This is a genomic window from Pseudomonas sp. VI4.1 (assembly GCF_002029345.1).
Taxonomy (GTDB): Bacteria; Pseudomonadota; Gammaproteobacteria; order Pseudomonadales; family Pseudomonadaceae; genus Aquipseudomonas.
Genome location: NZ_MULM01000090.1, coordinates 1 through 22,639, shown reverse-complemented (window position 1 = coordinate 22,639; position 22,639 = coordinate 1). Strand labels below are relative to the sequence as shown.

At 60.8% G+C, this 22,639-nt stretch carries 12 protein-coding genes and 8 pseudogenes; 7 read left to right on the top strand and 13 right to left on the bottom strand.

Features of this window, described 5'->3' with window-relative positions:
• Positions 1-167: 167 nt before the first annotated feature.
• The 8 genes and pseudogenes from BZ163_RS04025 to BZ163_RS03990 all read right to left on the bottom strand — a co-directional run bounded on the left by BZ163_RS04025 (position 168) and on the right by BZ163_RS03990 (position 9,598).
• Positions 168-1,800: pseudogene (locus tag BZ163_RS04025) on the bottom strand (BatD family protein).
• The gene (locus BZ163_RS04020) at positions 1,797-3,536 is read right to left on the bottom strand and encodes a VWA domain-containing protein (protein ID WP_128869860.1); all 1,740 of its coding nucleotides are present in this window, start codon (positions 3,534-3,536) and stop codon (positions 1,797-1,799) included. The pseudogene BZ163_RS04025 and the gene BZ163_RS04020 overlap by 4 nt, the downstream one beginning before the upstream one ends.
• Positions 3,533-4,610: pseudogene (locus tag BZ163_RS04015) on the bottom strand (VWA domain-containing protein). The gene BZ163_RS04020 and the pseudogene BZ163_RS04015 overlap by 4 nt, the downstream one beginning before the upstream one ends.
• A complete protein-coding gene (locus tag BZ163_RS04010; protein WP_128869863.1) occupies positions 4,603-5,079 on the bottom strand; it encodes a DUF4381 domain-containing protein in 477 nt (158 codons plus the stop codon). Before BZ163_RS04010 ends, BZ163_RS04015 begins: the two are co-directional and overlap by 8 nt.
• Before the next feature lie 16 nt (positions 5,080-5,095).
• Positions 5,096-6,040: pseudogene (locus BZ163_RS04005) on the bottom strand (DUF58 domain-containing protein); the annotation flags it as partial.
• Between the two features lie 5 nt (positions 6,041-6,045).
• Positions 6,046-7,004, bottom strand: a pseudogene (locus tag BZ163_RS04000) (AAA family ATPase).
• 299 nt (positions 7,005-7,303) lie between these two features.
• Positions 7,304-7,657: a hypothetical protein gene (locus BZ163_RS03995; protein ID WP_128869859.1), complete on the bottom strand. Its 354-nt coding sequence runs from the start codon at positions 7,655-7,657 to the stop codon at positions 7,304-7,306.
• An 81-nt stretch (positions 7,658-7,738) separates the two neighbouring features.
• Positions 7,739-9,598 (bottom strand): S8 family serine peptidase, encoded by a 1,860-nt coding sequence (locus tag BZ163_RS03990; RefSeq protein ID WP_168187306.1) that lies wholly within the window; start codon positions 9,596-9,598, stop codon positions 7,739-7,741.
• Between the two features lie 475 nt (positions 9,599-10,073).
• On the opposite strand from BZ163_RS03990, the pseudogene BZ163_RS03985 reads away from it, so the two are divergent.
• Positions 10,074-14,973 (top strand): annotated as a pseudogene (locus tag BZ163_RS03985) (NAD-glutamate dehydrogenase).
• Between the two features lie 182 nt (positions 14,974-15,155).
• Here the strand turns inward: BZ163_RS03985 and BZ163_RS03980 are convergent.
• From BZ163_RS03980 to BZ163_RS03965, 4 genes and pseudogenes are all read right to left on the bottom strand, one after another.
• Positions 15,156-15,866, bottom strand: coding sequence for an ATPase (locus tag BZ163_RS03980; protein ID WP_128869857.1), 711 nt, complete (start codon positions 15,864-15,866; stop codon positions 15,156-15,158).
• A 230-nt stretch (positions 15,867-16,096) separates the two neighbouring features.
• Positions 16,097-16,516 (bottom strand): cupin domain-containing protein, encoded by a 420-nt coding sequence (locus BZ163_RS03975; RefSeq protein WP_128869856.1) that lies wholly within the window; start codon positions 16,514-16,516, stop codon positions 16,097-16,099.
• A 191-nt stretch (positions 16,517-16,707) separates the two neighbouring features.
• Complete coding sequence (locus tag BZ163_RS03970) at positions 16,708-17,001, bottom strand: antibiotic biosynthesis monooxygenase family protein (RefSeq protein WP_128869855.1); 294 nt, start codon at positions 16,999-17,001, stop codon at positions 16,708-16,710.
• 124 nt (positions 17,002-17,125) lie between these two features.
• A pseudogene (locus BZ163_RS03965) lies at positions 17,126-18,558 on the bottom strand (PLP-dependent aminotransferase family protein).
• Positions 18,559-18,764: 206 nt separating this feature from the next.
• Between BZ163_RS03965 and BZ163_RS03960 the strand changes: the two are divergent.
• Both BZ163_RS03960 and BZ163_RS35325 read left to right on the top strand, forming a co-directional pair.
• Positions 18,765-19,205 (top strand): carboxymuconolactone decarboxylase family protein, encoded by a 441-nt coding sequence (locus BZ163_RS03960; RefSeq protein WP_128869854.1) that lies wholly within the window; start codon positions 18,765-18,767, stop codon positions 19,203-19,205.
• A gap of 54 nt (positions 19,206-19,259) precedes the next feature.
• Positions 19,260-19,367, top strand: a pseudogene (locus tag BZ163_RS35325) (outer membrane lipoprotein carrier protein LolA); the annotation flags it as partial.
• Here BZ163_RS35325 and BZ163_RS03955 read toward each other — a convergent pair.
• Positions 19,357-19,704: a hypothetical protein gene (locus BZ163_RS03955; RefSeq protein ID WP_128869853.1), complete on the bottom strand. Its 348-nt coding sequence runs from the start codon at positions 19,702-19,704 to the stop codon at positions 19,357-19,359. The pseudogene BZ163_RS35325 and the gene BZ163_RS03955 overlap by 11 nt on opposite strands.
• A 190-nt stretch (positions 19,705-19,894) precedes the next feature.
• On the opposite strand from BZ163_RS03955, the gene BZ163_RS03950 reads away from it, so the two are divergent.
• The 4 genes and pseudogenes from BZ163_RS03950 to BZ163_RS35320 form a co-directional block, all read left to right on the top strand.
• Positions 19,895-20,578 (top strand): STN domain-containing protein, encoded by a 684-nt coding sequence (locus BZ163_RS03950; RefSeq protein ID WP_128869862.1) that lies wholly within the window; start codon positions 19,895-19,897, stop codon positions 20,576-20,578.
• A complete protein-coding gene (locus BZ163_RS03945) occupies positions 20,575-21,120 on the top strand; it encodes an RNA polymerase sigma factor (RefSeq protein ID WP_128869852.1) in 546 nt (181 codons plus the stop codon). The genes BZ163_RS03950 and BZ163_RS03945 overlap by 4 nt, the downstream gene beginning before the upstream one ends.
• A gap of 38 nt (positions 21,121-21,158) precedes the next feature.
• On the top strand, positions 21,159-22,100 hold the full coding sequence (locus BZ163_RS03940) for a FecR family protein (RefSeq protein WP_128869861.1): 942 nt from the start codon (positions 21,159-21,161) through the stop codon (positions 22,098-22,100).
• Between the two features lie 247 nt (positions 22,101-22,347).
• Positions 22,348-22,639, top strand: a pseudogene (locus tag BZ163_RS35320) (hypothetical protein); the annotation flags it as partial.

Sequence of the window (22,639 nt, the reverse complement as noted above, 5' to 3'; positions counted from 1 at the left end):
ACCGATCCCCCTGTAGGAGCCGGCTTGCTGGCGAAGGCGTCTGCATGGGCGATGCAAGGCTTGAGGCCGCTTCGCTGGCAAGCCAGCTCCTACAAGGATTTCTGCGAGCCCCTGGATTTGGGTACCCCGATTACCTGTAGGAGCTGCCGCAGGCTGATCTTTTGAGGTTATTTGGGGTAGAGCGGCGGCAACCCGCTGTCGCCCACCGGGTCATGCACCCGATCGGCAATCGGGATCGCCTTGATTGCCCGCCACAGATCCTCACCCTGCCAATGCTGGCCGGTTTCGCTGTAGAGCGCGCCGTTCAGCCCGTCGAGGGCGTCGGACAACGGTACGAAGCGGGCGGCCATGTCGGCCAGGGTTTCCGGTTGCTGCCGCGCCCAGGCGTCCAGGGCCTGGCGTGTGGCGTGGGTGTCATTGGCCTGACAGGCGCGCTTGAGGTCGTTCGAGCACGGTGCGCGGCTCGGGCCGGTCTGCGCGACACGCAGGATCGCCGGCTGCCAGCGGGCGCGCCACCACAGGCCGAAGCCCAGCACGGTGCTGCAGGCGAGGATCAGGGTACTGAGTTTCCAGCGCCAGAGTGTCTGGCTGTCGACGGCGGAAACGAGGGGCGCTGTGCCGGCCGGGGTGTCGACCAGGCTCGGATTGTTCGCCACTTGCAGGGTCTGGGCCGGCAGACTGCTGTGTTCCAGGTGATCCTCCAAGGTGTTCCACCAGGTCACTTCCACCGCAGGCAACTCGATGGCGCCGCTGCGGGTCGGCACCAGGGCTTCGCGGTCTTCACGACTGCCCGATCAGGCCGCGCTCGCGGTTATGGTTGCCCAGCACCGGTTGATCCGGGTAGCGCCGCAAGCCGTTGACATCGGTGGCGGGCAATGGCGGCAGTTGTGAACTGGCCAGGCCCTCGGCCTTCACCGTCAGGCGGCGGGTCAGCGAATCGCCCACCTGCGCGTGATCCGGTGGCGGGTTCCAGCTTTCGCTCAGGCTCAGGCTTCGGGCCGGCAGCCAGGGCACGTCGGCCGGGTAAGCGTCCGGTTTGGCCTTGACCGCCAGCATGATTTCGGAGGAGCTGACGCGCATCAGCTTGCCGGATTTGGGTACCTGGGAGGTGGCGTCCACCAGGGCGGCATTGAAGATTTGCGCCGGAATGATCAATGCACCACTGTGTTGCGGGTAGATCGCGTAGCGCATTTCGATCACGCCGTGACGCAGGCCATTGATGTCTTTCTCATAGGTGCGCGACTCGCCCAGTTGCTCGATGCGCACATCGGCGATCTGCAAGGGCGGCAGGCTGCTGTCGTCGTACAGCGACACCGAATGGTAGATTCGCAGGGTCAGGATCGCCTGGGCCTGAACGTACACGCTGTTTTGATCGAGGCTGGCGTCGATGAACACCGGGGCCAGTTTTTGGCGGCTGTCCTGGGTTTCGCTCTGGACCACTTGCAGGGTGATCGGCTGGCTCTGCGCCTCGCCCAGTTGCAGCGCCGCAATCTCCACGCTGCCGGTCTGCCGAGGCAGCAGGGTGATGATCCACCGGGTGGTCGCACGGTTGTCGCCGTCAAGGGTGGTCAACTGGTTGACCTGGCGGGTGCCGCGGACTTCGAACAGGGGTTCCAGTGGCGTCAGGTCAGGCTTGCCGAACTGTGTCATGTCAGAGGTTTCCAGGGTCAGTTCGACCGTCTCGCCGGAGTTCAAGCGACTGCGATCCACACTGGCGACCAGCTCCGCGGCCTGGGCCTGAACGGTGCAGAACAACAGGGCAGGCGGCAGCGCCAGCATGGAGAGGGTGAAGCGGGTCATCGAGTTTTTCCCTGATCCTGATGTTGTTGCTGTTCGTACCAGAATTTGCGCCTGAGCAATTCACCCGGGTTATCCGGGATCTTGCGCAGCCATTGCTCCAACGCCTGGCGCTGTTCGCCATCGATGCTGTCAGTGGCCGGGCGCAGGGGCGGCCTGGTGTGTTGTTCATCTCCCAGCTCACTGCCGGGGACCTCGTTGGTACCTGGTTTGGGCGGCGTCGTCGACGGCTGCCCGGCATTTTCCACGGCCTGTTGGGCATCGGTTTGCGGTTCGCCGTTGCCCGACGGTCGAGTTGCCGCGCCGGACGGTGGTTCTTGCTGGCTGGCCTGGTTTTCGTTGTCCGGTTTTTGCTCCGGCTTGACCGGCGGCGGGGTGGTTTTCTGCTTGATCAGATTTTCCACCAGCGCCTTGTTGGTCAATGCCGGGCGTAAATCCGGCTGACGTTCGAGCGCCTGTTCGTAAGCGTCCAGCGCTGCTTCCAGTTCACCGCTCCTGGCCAGGGCGTTGCCACGATTGTAGTGGGCGTGGGCGTCGTTGCCTGCGGCGAACCGCTGAGCGGCGCCACTGTAGTCGCCGGCCTCATACAGCGCCACGCCCTGCCATTGCACGTCGGCGAAATGCTCTGCGGCCTCGGCCGGACGTTTCTGGTTGAGCAAGTGCATGCCCTGCTGATCCGGCCGCCGCCACAGGTCCTCGAAGTCGAAGGCGTAGCTGGGTTGCGGCAGCAGCAACAGGAGCGGCAGGCAGAACAGCCAGCCGCGGCGACCGGCGCAGGCGGCCAGCAGCAACAGCGGCAATAATAGCCAGTAACCCTGATCGGCCCAGGCGTCGAGGCGCACGGTCTGGCCGTCATTGATCAGTGTGCGCGGGCCGTCGAGCAGGCCCAGCGCACGCAGGTCGGCATCGTCCAGACGCGCATGGCGGTAGCGCCCGTCCAGTGCACTGGCGAAGGCCTTGAGGCCGGGTTCGTCCAGATGCGGCACCAGAATCGCGCCCTGAGCATCCTTGAGGAAACTGCCGTCCTCTTGCGTGATCGGCGCACCTTCGGCGGTGCCGATGCCGAGCATCAGCAATTGCGTCGATTTGCCCTCCAGCGCCTGACGGATTCCTTGACGTTCCTGTTCGGTCAGGGTCGAACCGATGAGCAGGATCCGCCCCTCGCCGAGAGCAGCCTGATTCAGCAGGGCAAGGGCCTTGGCCACCGCCAGGTCGGCGCGATGGCCGGCCTGGGGCATCAGCGACGGCTTGAGCGCATCCAGCAGATTGCGGCTGGTGGACAGGTCATCCGACAGGGGCACCAGGGTGTGGGCGCTGCCGGCGTAGACGACGATGGCGGTCTGGGCATCGCTGCGGTTTTGCAGCAGGTCGAACAACTTGCGCCGCGCCTGTTCCAGGCGGTTCGGCGTGACGTCGGTGGCGAGCATTTCCGGGGTCAGTTCCAGGATCACCACCAGCGGATCGGCCGGCTTCTGACTGGGTTGCTCGACACGTTCCCAACCCGGTCCCAGCAATGCCAGGATGGTCAGCACCCACGCCACGCCCAGGGCGACCCATGGCAGTTTGCTGTTGCGACCGCTGCCGCCACTGAGCAATGTCGCATGGAAGGCTGGCGGCAGAATCATCTGCCAGCGTCCCGCACGTTTCTGTCGGTGCCAGAGTTGCCACAGCAGCCAGCCGAGCAGCGGCAATAACAGCAGCCACCAGGGGCGGAACCAGAAGGGCCAGAGCGCACTCATCGGCGCCTCCGCAGGCGCAGGCGGTTGAGGCGCCTGCGCCAGTCGGGCAGTTGCGATTGCAAGAACAGATCCTTGTTAAACAAGCGCTGCAAGGGGTTGTCCGGCCAGAGCTCGCGGACCACCAGCAACATGCTCAGCAGCAATGCCATTGCCAGCGGCCAGTGATACAAGGCCTGGGCCGGACGCGCCTGGGTGGGTTGTTGCGTCACCGGTTCGAGCGTGTCGAGCAGGTCCTTGATCACCTGCAGCTCCTGGCCATCGCGCGCGCGGAAGTACTGGCCGCCGGTGGCTTTGGCGATGGCTTTCAAGGACGGCTCGTCGAGGTCCAGGCTCGGGTTGATCCCGAGAAAGCCGAGTGTGCCACTGTCCTCCGGATTGGCACGATGCCGATGGTGTAGATTTTCACCCCTTCGAGTGCCGCCAGTCGCGCCGCCGTCAGCGGGGCGATTTCGCCGCCGTTATTGGCGCCGTCGGTGACCAGAATCAGCACGCGACTTTGCGCCGGGCGCATGCGCAACCGCTTCAGGGCCAGGCCAATGGCATCGCCGATCGCGGTGTTTTTGCCGGCGATGCCGATGCGCGCTTCGTCGAGCCAGACCCGCACGGTGCGCCGGTCGAAGGTCAGCGGTGCTTGCAGGTACGCCTGGCTGCCAAACAGGATCAGGCCGACCCGGTCGCCTTCGCGACCTTCGAGGAAGTCGCCGAGTAAATGCTGGACCAATGTCAGGCGGCTGACCTCGTCGTCCTGCCAGCGCATGTCGGGAAAGTCCATGGAACCGGACACGTCCACCGCGACCAGCAGGTCGCGGCCGCTGGCGGCAATCGGCAGCGGCTCGCCGAGCCATTGCGGGCGGGCGCGGCGACAGCAAACAACAACCACAACAGAATGAACGGCGCTTGTTGGCGCCAGGCCGGCAGGTTGGCTCGGGCGCGGCGCCGGGCCAGGCCTTCGAGGTCACTGAGGAAGCTGACCTTGAGCGCCGGCTCGCCGCTGTCGGCCACCGGCAGCACCATGCGCAACAGCCAGGGCAGTGGCAGCAGGGCGAACATCCACGGCCAGGCGAATTCAAACATGCTTGCGAATCCAGGTATCGACCGCTTGAGTCAGGCCGGCGATGGCCTTGTCGTCAAGCTTGCATTCAGGCTTGTAGGCGCCTTCGACCAGCACCATCCAGCGGGTCAGGCCGGCAGCCGGGCAGCGGTTGTCGAGAAAGGCCAGCCATTTGCGCCCGTTCAGGGTGTGGCTCTGGCTGTACGGGTAGTGGTTGCGGCACAGGCGCTTGAGCAAACCGTTGAGTTGCTGCAGCCAGGCACCGGCCGGTGCGCCGTCGTAAGGCTTGGGCATCAGTGCGAGCTCGGCCAGGGCCGCGATGCGCACCGGGTCCAGCGGTTGTTCGGCGCGCACGACTGGGCGGTTGTCGGGAAGCAAGCGTCGTAATTGCCACATGCCGAAACCTAACACAGGCAATAACAGCAGCAGTAACCACCAGCCCGGCGCCGGTGGCCAGAATTCGATCGGTGGCGGCGAAATCAGCGGTTGCAGTTGCTCGAGCTGCGCATCGGCTTTTCCCCGGACGTTCTGGGTTGAGGTACTCGCGCAATTGTTCGACCATCTCGCTCTGCGTGCTCAACGGCATCAACAGCACCCGCAGTTTCTGCGCCAGCAGTTCCCAGCGAGCGACGCGCGCCTCGGCCTGGGCGCGGTAAGTCTGGCGCAGGTCGAAATTGAGGGTGTCGAGTTCCAGTTGCGCCCCCCGTTCCGCGAAGCGCAGCAGCCCGGCGGCAGGCAGGGCATGATCAAGCGGATCGGACACCGGCAGCAACAACAGGTCGCAATGGCGCGAGCAACAGACTCAGCTGCTGTTCGGCGCCCTCGGTCAGGGCGCGTTCGTCGCAGCATCACGATCACCAGGCTGGCCGGGACGCAGGACTTCCCGGGCACGGCGCAGGGCAATGTTGAACGCGTCGCGGTCCGGCTCGGTTTCGGTGTGCAACGACTGATTGACCCGCACCAGGCGGTTGAGCAACTGCAACAGGCTCTGTTTGCTGCGCCATGGCTTGATCTCGTAATGCTCTTTGTCACCGAACACCAGGCCGCCGACCCGGTCGTTATGACCCAGCGCCGCCCAGCCGATCAGGCTCGCGGCCTGGGCGGCGAGTACCGATTTGAACATCAGCCCCGAACCGAAAAACAGCCGGCAGCTCTGCTCGACCATGATGAAAATCGGCCGCTCGCGCTCTTCGTGGAACAACTTGGTGTGCGGTTCCTGAGTGCGGGCGGTGACGCGCCAATCGATGCTGCGCACGTCGTCGCCGGCCTGATAGACCCGCACCTGGTCGAAATCCACGCCTCGGCCACGCAGTTTCGAATGATGCAGGCCGATCAGCGGGCTGCGCTGGCTCGGCGTCGAGAACAGTTGCACTTCACGCACTCGATGGCGCATTTCGATCAGTTCGGCGAGGCTGACACGGATGCCCGGTTCGGACGGCAGGAGGGCGGTCATCGGGGTCAAGCGACGGCTACGACGTCGAGGATCCGCTGGACCACCCGGTCCTGGTCGATACCGGCGGCTTCGGCTTCAAAGGAAAGAATGATGCGGTGGCGCAGTACGTCGAACAGCACGGCTTGAATGTCTTCGGGGCTGACGAAGTCACGCCCCGCCAGCCAGGCGTGGGCCCGGGCGCAACGGTCCAGGGCAATCGAGCCGCGGGGACTGGCGCCATAGGCGATCCATTCGGCCATCTCCGGGTCGAACTTGGCCGGGGTGCGCGTGGCCATGACCAGTTGCACCAGGTATTCCTCCACGGCGTCGGCCATGTACAGGCCGAGAATCTCCTTGCGTGCGGCGAAGATCGCTGCTGGCTGACGCGTCGCTCGGGCTTGGTTTCGCCGTTCAAGGCTTCGCCACGGGCTTGCTGCAGGATGCGGCGTTCGACGGCAGCGTCCGGAAAGCCGATTTTCACGTGCATCAGGAAACGGTCCAGCTGCGCTTCGGGCAGCGGGTAGGTGCCTTCCTGCTCGATCGGGTTTTGCGTGGCCATCACCAGGAACAACGGCGACAACTCATACGTGCTGCGCCCGACACTGACCTGGCGCTCGCCCATGGCTTCGAGCAGCGCCGACTGGACCTTGGCCGGCGCACGGTTGATTTCGTCCGCCAGCACCAGGTTGTGGAAGATCGGGCCTTGCTGAAACACGAAACTGCCAGTTTCCGGGCGATAGATTTCCGTGCCGGTGATGTCGGCCGGCAACAGATCAGGGGTGAACTGGATGCGGTGGAACTGGGCTTCGATGCCTTCGGCGAGTTCTTTGATGGCCTTGGTCTTGGCCAGGCCTGGCGCGCCCTCGACCAGCATGTGACCGTCGGCGAGCAGGGCGATGAGCAAGCGCTCGATGAGTTTTTCCTGGCCGAGAATCTGCGTTGAAAGAAAGGTTCGCAGCGCTAGCAGCGCTTCACGATGTTCCATCGATGACTGTTCCTGGAAAGGGTGACCGCAGACGTTCCGGTAACGCCAGGGCTGGGGCCGTTACTTTAAAGCATCGCGGGGGGTGGCGACTAACGGCATTTGCGCAAAGTGCGGGAATTGATTAACAGAACTGTCAGGTTATGCAGGGCGAGGAGGGGGGTGGCGATCTTTCGGGCCTCTTCGCGAGCAAGCCCGCTCCCACATTCAACCGCGCTTCTTCAGGAAAATGCGATCGAATGTGGGAGCGGCGGTGCGGCGATCCGACTTGCTCGCGAAGGCGCCCGCTCAGGCGCTGATATTCAGAGATCGCTGATATAGGTCCCGGTCCCCTTGAGAATGTTCTGCAAGGTTGCTTCCACTTCAGCCAGGTCGCTCGCATCCGTGCCGTGAATGATCTCCAGCGAATCATCCCCATTCAGCGCGTCGGCATCCGCCGCCGCGATTTCGATCAGCAGGCGGGTAGGGCTGAGGGTGACTTTCACCCCGTCCAGGGTCGAAGGTTCGCCGTCGAGGGTGATTTCCAGTTCGTCTTCGTCCGGGTAGCGGGTCATCAGGAACATGTCGCCCTGTTCACTGTGGCAGCACAGCATCGCCATGTTGTCTTCTTCGTCATCGCAGGGGTTGACGATCAAGAGGGGGGTGGTCATTTGCATGTGAGAGTCCTGGCGCTAAGCGCGGTGTTGGCAGGCAAAACGCGATTTTGCCAGCATCGGGAGCATTCGGGTGCATAAGTATTACCGGCACGCTATCCCCTGGAGCCATTCCTTGCCAAATTCTGCCGAGTTGACATCCGGCGGTTTGTTAATGTTGTAGAAATTCTGCTTGTACACTTTGCCTTTGTACGCGACCGCCTCTGCGTAGGTTTCATAAATCCTGGCGGGGTCCCACTTCGGTATGTCGCCACAACTATCCTCGGTGGGCGCTTTTACGGTGATCTGCTTGTGCAATGGCAAAACGCCGCCACGACCATCGGATACCTCGGCATTGACCATGGCGCTGACATCGTTGCTTACCGTTGGCGCGGTGAGATTGACGCTGCGCGTATTACCGATCGCCCCGGTAAATCCGATTGGTGGCTTCCAGCTATAAGCGAGTGGGTCGCCATCGGGATCACTGGCATTGGCGGTGAAGGTAATAGTCTCGCCGGAAGCAACGGTGCTATCGCCCTCTAATGTACCGACCGGTGGACGGTTAGGTCGCGCCGCGAGCATCTTTTCAATGGCGGCTTCCAAGTCAGGTTGCACGCCAATTTCGCTGGAATTACCGTTGATTTGTGGATATCCGGTCGTGACGAGCAGTGCACGTAATGCTTTAGGTGGGATATTACCCAATCCATTGGCGCGTGCTACACCCTGCAAGGAAGCAACGACTCCTGCAAGGATCGGATTAGAGGAGGAAGTGCCGCTGTAATCATGGGTGTAACCTGTAGTCGGGTTTTGCCGGCTCCAGGTGGTGGTGGTAACAAAATCTCCCCAGCTGAATAAGTCGACGCGACTGCCATACTCGGAAAAACCCGCTCTGAGGCCGGTTTTGGGATCAACAGCACCCGCATAAATAGCACCGGAATCGAATAGGTTGCGATCAAAATAACCTTCGAAATACGGATGATCCAGGTTGATGTTGCCATTGGCCGCAGCCAGGATAACGTGAACACCCTTTTCTTCAGTAAGATAAGAAATAGTGTCGCGGACCGGTTCGTAGTCTTCCAGCGGCATGTAGCAGTCTTGCCAGCATCCTACTTCGGGGAAAGACCCGTAACCGTACTGCACACCTAATTGCACGACGTCACCTTCATTCAATCGCTCTGCCAACTGCATGAATCTGTCTGACCCCCATTGCAGGTATCCGAGTTGTGCATCGGGTGCAATCCCGGTCGTGCCAAAGTCATTTTCCCTGGCCACGATAATGCCTGCGCTGGCAGTGTCATGGGAGCCTACTGTTGCCGGGTCTTGCGGGTCATAAACTTCCAGGTAGGGCTTTGGTAAATCCAGGTGGTTGTAGGACCAGTGATCAATTTCTGATGAAATGACTTGCATGTTTTGGCCTTTGCCACCTGGAACCTTCCAGGCTTGCACGGCATTCACGCCACCGATCTTGTACGGAGCGACTGCGTTTTTGCCTTGCAGATAGTTTTGCCGTCCCGTGTAGTCCGGAATCGAGTTGCCTGACGCTGGTGCAACGAGCGAGCCGTTATCGTCATGCATCCCGTCAACCCTGGGCTCGAAGTCAGCTTTTTCCACCAAAGGGTTTTTTTTCAGCTGCACAGCCAGTGCTTCAGCCTGTTTTTCAGTCAGCCGGCTGGTGTCTACAATAAAGTAGCGATCCAGTCGATGCCTTTTTAGCGCTCGTACCGCCTCCCCGGTGCGTGCCTTGGAGGCCGGCAGCACTGGCTTTATAGAGGGCACAAGTTGTTTGAGTTCGCTGATTGGGTCATCTCGGCCGGGGGCGTCGGTCCATGTCTCGAAACCAGGCACGTCTTCTTTGATTAAAATTATCAGTTTCGAATAGTCAAGCGTGCTGGCTTGGACTAACAAAGGAAACCAAGTCGCCGAAAAAAATAATAAAAGACCGAGCCATTTGTTTATTGACTTCATATGCTGCCTCGCTATTCCGTGTCGACATCTGTCATGACTGCTGTTGTTGAAATGACAGTTAAAGCTACAGAAGTCGGGACTGAATACTGTCATAAATAACAGTTGCGACGAGTGGTCGACCGTCTCGCGAAATGCCCATTTTTTCCGAGCGGCTGCTAAGGTTGTTCGATGCGCCGCCTTCAAGCTACGTACCGATGACCGAATATGTCGCAGCGCCGCAAGCACGGGCCTTGCCGCAGTGGTTAAGCTGCGCATCGAATGGATACCTGTAAAGACATTGTGCAATTGATCGCAGAGTCGTTTTTACAGATGCCCATTCATGGAAGGTGAATGTGACCCGAGTGTCTCGTCCAGCTTCACCCACCTGTCCCCTGTTTCCTCTGCCCGAGAATCAGGAGCAGGGTGACGGATCGCCCCGAAAGGGGTTTTGCACGCGACGCTTCCATCAATAACAAGCCCAAGCGGAGTACCACAGATGGCGTTCTTCACCGCAGCCAGCAAAGCCGACTTCCAGCACCAACTGCAAGCGGCACTGGCGCAGCACATCAGTGAACAGGCACTGCCACAAGTGGCGCTGTTCGCTGAACAATTCTTTGGCATCATTTCCCTGGACGAGCTGACCCAGCGTCGGTTGTCCGACCTCGCCGGCTGCACCCTTTCTGCGTGGCGCCTGCTTGAGCGCTTCGATCACGCGCAACCGCAAGTGCGCGTCTACAACCCCGACTACGAACGCCACGGCTGGCAGTCGACCCACACCGCGGTCGAAGTGCTGCACCACGACCTGCCGTTCCTGGTCGACTCGGTGCGTACCGAGCTGAATCGCCGCGGCTACAGCATCCATACCTTGCAAACCACTGTGCTGAGCGTGCGTCGCGGCGACAAGGGCGAATTGCTGGAAGTCCTGCCCAAGGGCACCCAGGGCGAAGGGATCCTGCAAGAATCCCTGATGTACCTGGAAATCGACCGCTGTGCCAACACGGCCGAATTGAATGTCCTGAGCAAAGAGCTGGAGCAGGTGCTCGGTGAAGTCCGCGTCGCGGTCGCCGATTTCGAGCCGATGAAAGCCAAGGTCCAGGAAATCCTGAGCGGTCTGGACAGCAGCCGGTACGCTGTCGACCCTGAAGAAAAAGCCGAAATCAAAAGCTTCCTGGAATGGCTGGTGGGGAACCACTTCACCTTCCTCGGCTATGAAGAATTCGTGGTCCGCAATGAAGCCGACGGCGGCCACATCGTCTATGACCAGGATTCGTTCCTCGGTCTGACCAAGCTGCTGCGTACCGGCCTGACCTACGATGACCTGCGCATCGAAGACTACGCCGTGAACTACCTGCGCGAGCCGACGCTGCTGTCGTTCGCCAAGGCCGCGCACCCAAGCCGTGTGCACCGCCCGGCTTACCCGGACTATGTGTCGATCCGGGAAATCGACGCCGACGGCAAGGTCATCAAGGAATGCCGTTTCATGGGCCTGTACACCTCGGCGGTGTATGGCGAGAGCGTGCGGGTCATCCCGTACATCCGCCGCAAGGTCGAGGAAATCGAACGCCGCTCCGGCTTCCAGGCCAAGGCTCACCTGGGCAAGGAACTGGCGCAGGTGGTCGAAGTGCTGCCGCGCGACGATCTGTTCCAGACTCCGGTGGACGAGCTGTTCAATACCGTGATGTCGATCGTGCAGATCCAGGAACGCAACAAGATCCGCGTATTCCTGCGCAAAGACCCGTACGGCCGTTTCTGCTACTGCCTGGCCTACGTGCCGCGCGACATCTACTCCACCGAAGTGCGCCAGAAAATCCAGCAAGTGCTGATGGATCGCCTGAAAGCCTCGGATTGCGAGTTCTGGACCTTCTTCTCCGAATCGGTGCTGGCGCGTGTGCAGTTGATCCTGCGCGTCGATCCGAAGAACCGCCTGGACATCGACCCGCTCCAGCTGGAAAAAGAAGTGGTGCAAGCCTGCCGCAGCTGGCAGGACGACTACGCCACGCTGGTCGTCGAAAGCTTCGGCGAAGCCCACGGCACCAACGTGCTGGCCGACTTTCCGAAAGGCTTCCCGGCCGGTTACCGAGAGCGTTTCGCGGCGCATTCGGCGGTGGTCGACATGCAGCACCTGCTGAGCCTGAGCGAAAAAAATCCGCTGGTGATGAGCTTCTATCAGCCGCTGGGCCAGGTGTCCGGTCAGCGCGAGCTGCATTGCAAGCTGTACCACGCCGATACGCCGCTGGCGCTGTCCGACGTGTTGCCGATCCTGGAAAACCTCGGCCTGCGCGTGCTGGGTGAGTTCCCGTATCGCCTGCGTCACAACAACGGTCGCGAGTTCTGGATTCACGATTTCGCGTTCACCGCCGCCGAAGGCCTGGAACTCGACATCCAGCAACTCAACGACACCCTGCAGGATGCGTTCGTCCACATCGTGCGTGGCGATGCCGAGAACGATGCGTTCAACCGCCTGGTACTGACCGCGGGTCTACCGTGGCGCGATGTGGCACTGCTGCGGGCTTACGCCCGTTACATGAAGCAGATCCGCCTGGGCTTCGACCTGGGCTACATCGCCACCACCCTGACCAACCACACCGACATCGCTCGCGAGTTGACCCGGTTGTTCAAGACCCGTTTCTACCTGGCGCGCAAGCTCGGTACCGACGACCTGGAAGACAAGCAGCAACGTCTGGAACACGCGATTCTGACCGCGCTGGACGACGTCCAGGTGCTCAACGAAGACCGCATCCTGCGGCGCTACCTCGACCTGATCAAGGCCACCCTGCGGACCAACTTCTACCAGACCGATGCCCGGGGCCAGAACAAGTCGTACTTCAGCTTCAAGTTCAATCCGCACCAGATTCCGGAGCTGCCCAAGCCCGTACCGAAGTTCGAAATCTTCGTTTACTCGCCACGCGTCGAAGGCGTGCACCTGCGCTTCGGCAACGTCGCACGCGGCGGCCTGCGCTGGTCCGACCGTGAAGAAGACTACCGCACCGAAGTCCTGGGCCTGGTAAAAGCCCAGCAGTGAAGAACTCGGTCATCGTCCCGGTCGGCGCCAAGGGCGGCTTCCTGCCACGTCGCTTGCCATTGGGCGGCAGCCGTGACGAGATCGCGGCCGAGGGCATCGCCTGCTACCGCATCTTCATTTCGGGCCTGTTGGACATCACCGACAACCTCAAGGACGGCGCCCTGGTGCCACCGGTCAACGTCGTGCGGCATGACGACGATGACCCGTACCTGGTCGTCGCCGCGGACAAAGGCACCGCGACCTTCTCCGACATCGCCACGGCATTGCGATCGACTGCGGCTTCTGGCTGGGCGATGCCTTTGCCTCCGGTGGTTCGGCCGGGTACGACCACAAAAAAATGGGGATCACCGCCAAGGGCGCGTGGGTCGGCGTACAACGCCACTTCCGTGAGCGCGGCATCAATGTCCAGGAAGACAGCATCACCGTAGTGGGCGTCGGCGACATGGCCGGTGACGTGTTCGGCAATGGCTTGTTGATGTCCGACAAGCTGCAACTGGTCGCCGCGTTCAACCACCTGCACATCTTCATCGACCCGAACCCGGAGCCGGCCAACAGCTTCGCCGAGCGTCAGCGCTTGTTCGACCTGCCGCGCTCGGCCTGGTCGGACTACGACACCAGCATCATGTCCGAAGGCGGCGGGATCTTCTCCCGTAGCGCGAAAAGCATCGCGATTTCCCCGCAGATGAAAGAGCGCTTCGACATCCAGGCCGACAAGCTGACCCCGACCGAGCTGCTCAATGCCTTGCTCAAGGCTCCGGTAGACCTGTTGTGGAACGGCGGCATCGGTACCTACGTCAAGGCCAGCAGCGAAAGCCACGCCGATGTCGGCGACAAGGCCAACGATGCGCTGCGCGTGAACGGCAACGAACTGCGCTGCAAAGTGGTGGGCGAGGGCGGTAACCTCGGCATGACTCAACTGGGTCGTGTCGAATTCGGCCTCAATGGCGGCGGTTCCAACACCGACTTCATCGACAACGCCGGTGGCGTGGACTGCTCCGACCACGAAGTGAACATCAAGATCCTGCTCAACGAAGTCGTGCACGCCGGTGACATGACCGAGAAGCAACGTAACCAGTTGCTTGGCAGCATGACCGACGAAGTCGGCAACCTGGTGCTCGGCAACAACTACAAGCAGACGCAGGCATTGTCCCTGGCGGCCCGTCGTGCCTACGTGCGGATTGCCGAATACAAGCGCCTGATGAACGATCTGGAAAGCCGCGGCAAGCTGGATCGCGCCATCGAGTTCCTGCCGTCGGAAGAGGCCATCAACGAGCGCGTCGCGGAAGGCCACGGCCTGACCCGTGCCGAGCTGTCGGTGCTGATCTCCTACAGCAAGATCGACCTCAAGGAAGCGCTGCTCAATTCCCTGGTGCCGGACGACGACTACCTGACGCGCGACATGGAAACCGCTTTCCCGCCAAGCCTGGTGAGCAAGTTCTCCGCCGCCATGCGCCGTCACCGCCTGAAACGCGAAATCGTCAGCACCCAGATCGCCAACGATCTGGTGAACCACATGGGCATCACCTTCGTGCAGCGCCTCAAGGAGTCGACCGGCATGAGCCCGGCGAATGTGGCGGGTGCCTACGTAATAGTTCGGGATATCTTCCACCTCCCGCATTGGTTCCGGCAGATAGAGGCCCTGGATTATCAGGTGTCAGCCGACGTGCAACTGGAGCTGATGGACGTGCTGATGCGCCTGGGCCGTCGCGCTACGCGCTGGTTCCTGCGCAGCCGTCGCAACGAGCAGAACGCTGCCCGTGACGTCGCGCACTTCGGTCCGCACCTGGCGGCGCTGGGCCTCAAGCTCGACGAACTGCTGGAAGGTCCGACCCGTGAAGGCTGGCAGACCCGCTACCAGGCTTACGTCGCTGCTGGCGTGCCTGAGTTGCTGGCGCGCATGGTTGCAGGCACCACTCACCTGTACACCCTGCTGCCGATCATCGAGGCGTCCGACGTGACGGGCCAGAATCCCGCCGACGTCGCCAAGGCGTACTTCGCCGTGGGCAGCGCGCTGGACATCACCTGGTACCTGCAGCAGATCAGCGCCCTGCCGGTTGAAAACAACTGGCAGGCCCTGGCCCGTGAAGCGTTCCGTGATGACGTCGACTGGCAGCAACGTGCGATCACCATCTCGGTCCTGCAACAGGGCGACGGCTCCCAGGACGTGGAAACACGCCTGGAACTGTGGATGGAGCAGCACGAGGGCATGATCGAACGCTGGCGCGCCATGCTGGTGGAACTGCGTGCCGCCAGCGGCACGGACTACGCCATGTACGCGGTGGCCAACCGCGAACTGCTGGACCTGGCGTTGAGCGGGCAAGCGGTGGTACCTGCCGCTGCTCCGGCCAGCAAGGTGCTGGAACCGGCTGCCTGATCAGGCGTTGAATGAAAAAGCCCCGCGTTGAGAGATGCGGGGTTTTTTTTTCTGAAATTTTGGGTGTCTGGCGGGCCTCTTCGCTGGCAAGCCAGCTCCTGCAGGTTTTGTGTCGGTCGCAGATGATGTGATCGACGCAAATCCCTGTAGGAGCTGGCTTGCCAGCGAAGGGGCCATTTGCCTCAATACAACTTCCAGCCTGTTTTATTATCAACCATCGACACTTTATCTGTCGGCCTGGTCAATAAATTACTGAGCGACCGGTCAAACTTCTGCAACGCCCGAACTTGTACATTCTGCTGTTCATTAATGTCCGCAACAATCTCTTCGCTGCGTTTATAATCCGCCCATATCGGACTCAGCGCTTTAGCATCATACCCTTGGGCAGTGCCGATGTAGTTGAAGTTGGAATCATAGAACATCGCCCGGACATCCGCCTCGATGTCCGAACTGCGCGACGTCATCAATTGACTGCGGGTATCGACAATCGCGACCACATCCGGTTTCGCCGCCCTGAGGCTTTGCAGGTCCGGATACACCGTCACCGTACCGAACTGACGTTGCAAGGACGCCTTGACCCAGTCCACGGCCAGGTCCGGTTTTGAGGTGGCCACATAGGCATCGTGAATCGACTGCACCAGCAGGCTCTGACCGAAACCGGTGCCGGCGTTGGCCTGGTAATGCTGAAGGTAGGCGCGGTTGGCCTGGGTGTTTGAACTGTAGACAAGCCCTAAGGACACGTTGCGGCCACTGGCAACACTGGTGGCACTGCTGCGACCGACCGGTTCAGTGAACAGACCGTCGAGGGAAGAAACGGCCTTCGGCGCAGTGGCAACCGAACAGCCAGTTAAAACAACCGTCATCGTCAAGGTACTGGCCAGCGCAAGTTTCATGGTGTTTCTCCAGTGAAACAACTTGAGTAGTAAGGTATGAGTGGCCGGGTGGGGGCGGCAGTCATCCCAGACTAAACCTGTCGTTGCCGAATGAAATAGCCAATAGGTGCGCTTGTCAGGTGGACAATAGTTTTGTTTGGTTTAAAAGAAATCAATTAATTACCCCAAGACATAAACAGGCCAGAATCCTTGAGTTCGCACCTGTTTATTTATGCCTGATGTCGCAGTCATCAGTTTTCCAAAGGGATCAACACCTTTTCCTCCGGGGACAACACCATGAATACCAGCAGTTTGGCAGGCTGGGTGGCGCTGGCATTTTTCGACACCAGATGTTCCGACCCGGCTGCCTCGTACCAGTACTCGCCTGCCTTGTAAGTGATCGCCTTTTCCCCCTTCACCTGAGAAGTGATGGTGCCGGAAAGCACGTAGGCCATCGCCGTACCCTCGTGCTTGTGAGCGATCGACGATTGACCGGGTTGGTAGTCGACTTCGATCATCAAGGCTTTTTTGCCCGGTACGTTTTTCAGCATCTGGTCCTGCAACACCGTAACTTTTTCCGAAGGGGCGCCGGTTTCATGGGCGAATGCAGCGGCTGAAACGGTCAGGGCCAGGGTGGCGAGGGAGGCAGCACAGAAACGCAACGCTTTCATGGTTCATTACCTGCGGTGGTGAGTTGTCAGGGACCACAGTAATCCGCCAGCCGGGGCAATCAAACAGCCAATTTCCGGGAAGGTGAGGGGACCAATCGGCAACGTTCAAATCAAAAGATCGCAGCCTTCGGCAGCTCCTACCGGGGTACCCATTGCCCTGCGGGAGTGGCCGAAGACTGCGATCTAACTGGTTAAACGATAGGGAAGCTGTTGAAGTCGACAGCGTTGGCCAGTCGGCTGTCGATCAGGCCGATGAAGCCTTGTACTTCAGGGCAGTTGAAATGCATCTGCATGGCGGCTTCCGATTGCCAGCGGGCGCTGACTGTCCAGCGGGTGTCGTCCTCGGGGCAGCGGTCGACCATATAGGAGTCGCAGCCCGGTTGTTCACGCAGGGTTTCGACTATCTTTTGCAGTTGCCTGCCGAGTTCTTCCGAACGGCCGGCTGCAGCCTGCACCTTTACGGTATTGATCACTTCGTTGGACATTGCTCACACTCCTGAATCGGGCCGGACGAGTCCTGCTCATCGGGGGATAACGCCCATTCAGGATAGGCCTGCCCCCCCCGGACCACCAATAGCCAATCGCCGGATAAAAACCCAGACCAATCCGTCAGGCGACCTGCTGCAAAATGTCCCGAAAACGATCCAGGGCGATGTCGATGTCCAGGGTTTCGATGGCGCCAAAACCCAGGAAAAAACCGGCCCGTGGCGCTTGCTGGTAGAAAAAGCTGTCGATGGCGTAAAGGCCGACTTCAACCTTTTTCGCCAACTCGATCACTAATGGAATATCGATAGGCACTTTGCACATAACCACCATGTGGAAGCCGGCCGTGGTCGGCACGGCCTCAAGCCAGGGTGCCAGGTCGCCGGCCATGCGCGCGAGGATTCGTTCGCGGCGCCCGGCATAGATCGTATGGCAGCGCCGGATGTGCTTGAGCAGGCAGCCTTCGGCGATGAACTTGGCCAGTGCCCATTGGGGCAGGGTGGAGGTGTGCAGATCGGTGAGTTGCTTGGCGCGAATCACCGCTTCAAGAATGGCCGGCGGCAGAATCGCATAACCCAGTCGCAACTCCGGCAACAGGGTTTTGGAAAAGGTCCCGACATAAGCGACGATTCCGCGCTCATCCATGCTTTGCAAGGAGTCGGTGGGACGGCCTTCGTAGCGAAACTCGCTGTCGTAATCGTCTTCGATGATGATCGCGCCCAGGGCGTAGGCCCGTTCCAGCAGCGCGACCCGACGGTCCTGGCTCATGGGCATGCCCAGGGGGAACTGATGGGAGGGGGTGACGTAAATCAGCCGGGTGCCATCGGGAATCTTGTCGACCTGCAGGCCTTCGGCGTCCACCGGCACCCCGATCACGCTGGCGCCGTGGGAGCCGAACAGCAGGCGCGCCGGCGGGTACCCGGGGTCTTCCATGGCCACCACACTGCCTGGACTCGTCAGCACCCGGGAAATCAGGTCCAATGCCTGTTGCGCGCCGTTGCACACCACCACATCCTCATCCTGGCAGTTGACCCCGCGAGAAAACGCAATGTGCCGCCGCAATCGCATTGCGCAGCGCCGGCAGGCCCTCGGGCAAGCTGTAAAGGCCCTTGGAACCGGCGATCTGACGCAAGGCGTGCGAGGTGCAGCGCCGCCAATCGTCCTGGGGGAACTGGCCCTTGCTGGTGGCGCCACCGATGAAGTCGTAGCGCAACGAGCCTTCCAGGGTCGGATGGCGCAGAAATACCGGCAGCTTGCGCCAGCTCTCGATGACATCAAAACCGGCCAGTTCCGAATGGCTCTGTTTATGGGTGATTTTCGCCGCCGGCATTGACGTAGGTGCCTTTGCCGATCACCCCGGTCAGAAAGTTGTCGTAGGTCAGCTGGGCGTAGGTGTCGGAAATGGTCTTGCGCGAAATGCCCAGCTGTTGCGCCAGCAATCGGCTGGGCGGAAGCTGCGTCCCGGCTGCCAGGCGGCCGGATTCGATGGCACTGCGCAGTTGCTGGTACAACTGGCCTGCCAGGTCCTTGCGGCCGTTGATGACAACATGAAGTTCCATACCGGCGAGGCTCCTGCAGCGGTTGAGGCGCGTGTGCGTCGCGCCAGATTACCCGCATGGGCGGCTGCGCAGAAGTTGCGTGGGCGAAAATCCGCGGATTGGTCTGCTGCCTGAGTGGTGCAGCGGTTTTTCGCTGAATTGGATCTGTAACGCCCGCGCATCAGCGTCTACCTTGGATGTACACGTCCGATCAATCAGGTTGCCCCATGAGCCCCCGCCTGGATTACTACAGTGCCTCGCCCAAGGCGATGAAAGCGATGATTGCCATGGAGGCCTTGACCAGCAACCTCAGCATCGAACCGGCCTTGCTGCATCTGATCAAGATCCGCGCCTCGCAGCTCAATGGCTGCGCCTTCTGCACCGACATGCACTCGGTGGATGCCCGACGCCTGGGCGAAACCGATCGCCGGCTGTACTCGATCGTGGTCTGGCGCGACAGCGGCTTCTTCAACCCTCGGGAACGCGCGGCGCTGGCATGGACCGAAGCGGTCACATTGCTCTCTGAAAGTCACGTTCCGGACGATGTCTTTGCGTTGGCCCGGGAGCAGTTCAGCGAAGGCGAGATGGTCGACCTGACGATCGCCGTCACCACCATCAACAGCTGGAATCGCCTGGCGGTGAGCTTTCGGCAGATCCCGAGCACCTGATCCCATCTCAGCAGCAACCCCAACCCCAACCCTGTAGGAGCGAGCTTGCTCGCGATGGTTGTTAACGATAACGCTGGCTACCTGACAACCCGCGGTGCTCTCAGGTTTTTCGCGAGCAAGCTCGCTCCTGCAGGAGGGACCCAAATCCTGATCATTTCGGGTTGAGCAGTGGTGAAGTACCCGTGACTGGAGCAGGGCGCTGCGGTTTCACCGAGGTGCCAAAGGTATTGCCCATGCGAGTGCTGGTCGTTGCCGGTGTTGCCAGGCCGATCTGATTAGGAGGCCGTTTGTTCACCGGTACGTTCATCGCTTGTTGGTTCTTTTGTGCAGCGGCGGCTCCTCCGGGGTTGTTGCCCATTTGCTGGCTCAGACAGTTGTAGTCCGGCGCCTTGTAGCCTCCCACCGATACCTCTACACAGCCCAAGGGCTCTGCGGCCTGCGCCAGTGACAATGCGCTCATCAGTAATGCGCCCGATGCGACGTTCGATAACGTGTTCATTGACGACCTCCTGTCCAGCCCGAACGGGCCGTGCATGCGTTTGAGTCTAATACATAGCGATTTGATATCTCGTGATGGTTTTTTTGCACTGCCCGTCACACCAGATTCATAAACAGCCATCAGGATGACGGTTTTCAGGGGCAGGACAGCCGTGCAGCGAGGCAGAGTCAGGGACGCGCGCCAGATTTCGTTGACTCATATTCGTCAGGTGAGCCTGGCGTTATTGATCGGGTTGATCTCGTCGGTAGCCGAGGCCGGTCCGCTTGATGCCGCGACACCCCAAGTGCTGGATATTCCGGCCCAGGAACTGGCCAGCGCACTTGAGCAGTTCAGTCGTTCCACCGGCATGGCGGTGCTGGTGGATCGTCAACTGACCCGCGGTCGACGCTCGCTTGCGGTCACGGGCCGCTTGAGCGCCACGGATGCCTTGAGCCGGATGCTCAGCGGCAGTGGACTGATGGCCCGGTATGCCCGGGCTGACGCCTTCACCTTGCAAAAGGCAACGGTTAGGCCGGTGCCAGACATACCGGGGGCGGTGGCGAGTGGCTCGCCGCAGGCCGCTGGCAGTTACGCGGCATCGATTCAGATCGCGATTGAACGCAGCCTGTGCCGCTCGTCATTGATCAGGCCGGGTAGTTTTCGCGCGTTGTTGCAACTGTGGATCGGCCGCGACGGGGTGGTTCAGCACAGCCGTCTGGTCAGCTCGACGGGAGATGTCCAGCGCGATGCGGCGCTGGTGGATAGTTTGCGTAACCTGGATATCGAACACCCGGCACCCAGCTCTCTGAGCCAGCCGATCACGCTGCTTTTGTTACCGGAATCGTTAGGAAAGCGCATGGAATGCTTACAAGGGAAAGGAGTTTCCGGGGGATGAAAGACACCGGAAAAAAATCGATGGTCGGACTGTTCCTGACGTCCTATGACGACTTTAAGGTGCGTTTGCGCCGGCGTCTGGGGTCTGAAGATCTGGCCAACGATGTGCTGCATGAAACTTACCTGCGGGTTGACCGCATGGAAGACGCGCCGGATATCGCCCAGCCCAACGCCTATCTGTATCGCATGGCGCTGAACATCGCGGCGGACCGCCGTCAGTCTGATGCTCGCTTACTGACGGGCAGCGAAGTGGAAGAGCTGTTGCAGGTATCCGATGAGGCGCTGGACCCTGCACGGGTCGTGGGCGGGCAGAAGGAAATCCAGTTGTTGCTCAGCGCGCTGTATGAGTTGCCGGCGCGTCGGCGCAAAATCTTTATCGCCGCTCGCCTTGAAGAGGCGCCACACTTGGAAATTTCCCAGCGTTTCGGCATTTCGACACGGATGGTCGAGAAGGAAATCAAAGCCGCTTTGGGCCATTGCGCCGCACGCCTGGAAAGAAAATTGATTCAGCGGTTCGGTCCCGGCGCGGGAAAACCGTCTTGAAAGTAGAGTCCCGAATAATCCGTGAGTATCCCCGCGCTTTGAACATCTTTCGAATTTCGCCACCTGAGGTCCAGCCTCAGGACCGGCTCACTCTCGAAGCCCAGGGTTGGTTGGTCCTGTTGACCTCCGGCCGGGCGACCGTTGCCGATGCCCGCGCCTTGCGCGAATGGTGTGCGCAAAGCCCTGAACATGCCCGGGCGTTTGCGCAGGCCAAGCGACTGTGGCATCAATTGCGCCCGGCGGCAGAGCACCTGCAGGCACCGCGGCATCTGGGGCGACGGGCGTTTCTCGGTGGTGCCATTGCGGCCTCTGCGGCGTTTTTGCTGATTCGCGGGACCGTGCCGGGCGGGTTCTCCGGATTGGGTGCGGATTACATCACCGAAGTCGGTGAGCAGCGCAGGTTCGATGTGGCCGATGGCGTGAGCCTGGAGCTCAATACCCAGACTCGTATCAACCAGCGTGCCAATGTCGACGGCACCCGGACCTTCGAGCTGCTCAGCGGCGAAGTCGAAGTCCTGACACACGCTCGGACACCGCTCAAGGTGCAGGCAGGCGGCGGTTGGCTGAGCGCCAGTCAAGCCCGGTTCAACTTGCGCAATACCGATCGGAGTGTGTGCGTCACATGCCTGGATGGGGCGCTGCAACTGGACGCGCGGGGCCACAGCATTCGCCTGGAATCCGGTCAGCAGGTGACCTACGACACCCGGCATATCGGCACGCCGCAAATGGTCGATACCTCGACGGTCATTGCCTGGCGCCAGCAGGTGCTGGTGTTCAACGATGCCACGCTGGCGACGGTGATCGACGAGATCAACCGTTATCGACCCGGCATGTTGCTGCTGCTCAACAGCGAGTTGGGCAAGCGTAAGGTGCAGGCGCGGTTCAGCCTGGATCAACTGGCGGGGGTCGCGTTGTTGATTCGCGATGCCTATGGGGTCAAGTGCACCGAATTGCCGGGTGGGGTGGTGGTGCTCAGCTAAGACCTGACTCCCGCATTTGCAATTCGTTCCCCTGTGGGAGCTTGCTCGCGATGAACGATGACGCGGTCCATCTGATTCACCAACACATGGCAGCCCCTTGGGGCTGCCATTTTTTTTGGCGATTCCCCGATCATGAAATTTGTGTGACATCCGTTCGGTCTCGCCCCTTGTCAACCGCCTATGTCGTGACAGCAGGTTCTACTCGGCCTGCGGCCTCTTGCGCCAATGGAAAAAGGACCTAGTAGTGATGCTCGTTCGCCAAGTTCGTCGCAATACCCAATCCGTGTTTGTACGCCGTGACGCCGCTCGTTCGGTGGAGCCGACGCTGTGGCGGCTCAAGCCGCTGGCGCAGGCGATTGCGTTGTGCCTGGTGGCCGGCAGTGCCGAGGCGACGACGGCGTTCAGTTCGAGCACTGCCTTGGTGAATGCTGAAAAAGCACCCAAGCAAAGCCAGATCACCAAGCTGCAAACCAGTACCACGACTCAGTTGTCGGCGGTGGGTACGGTGAAAGCCGCGCTCGAAAGCTATCGTACGGCGA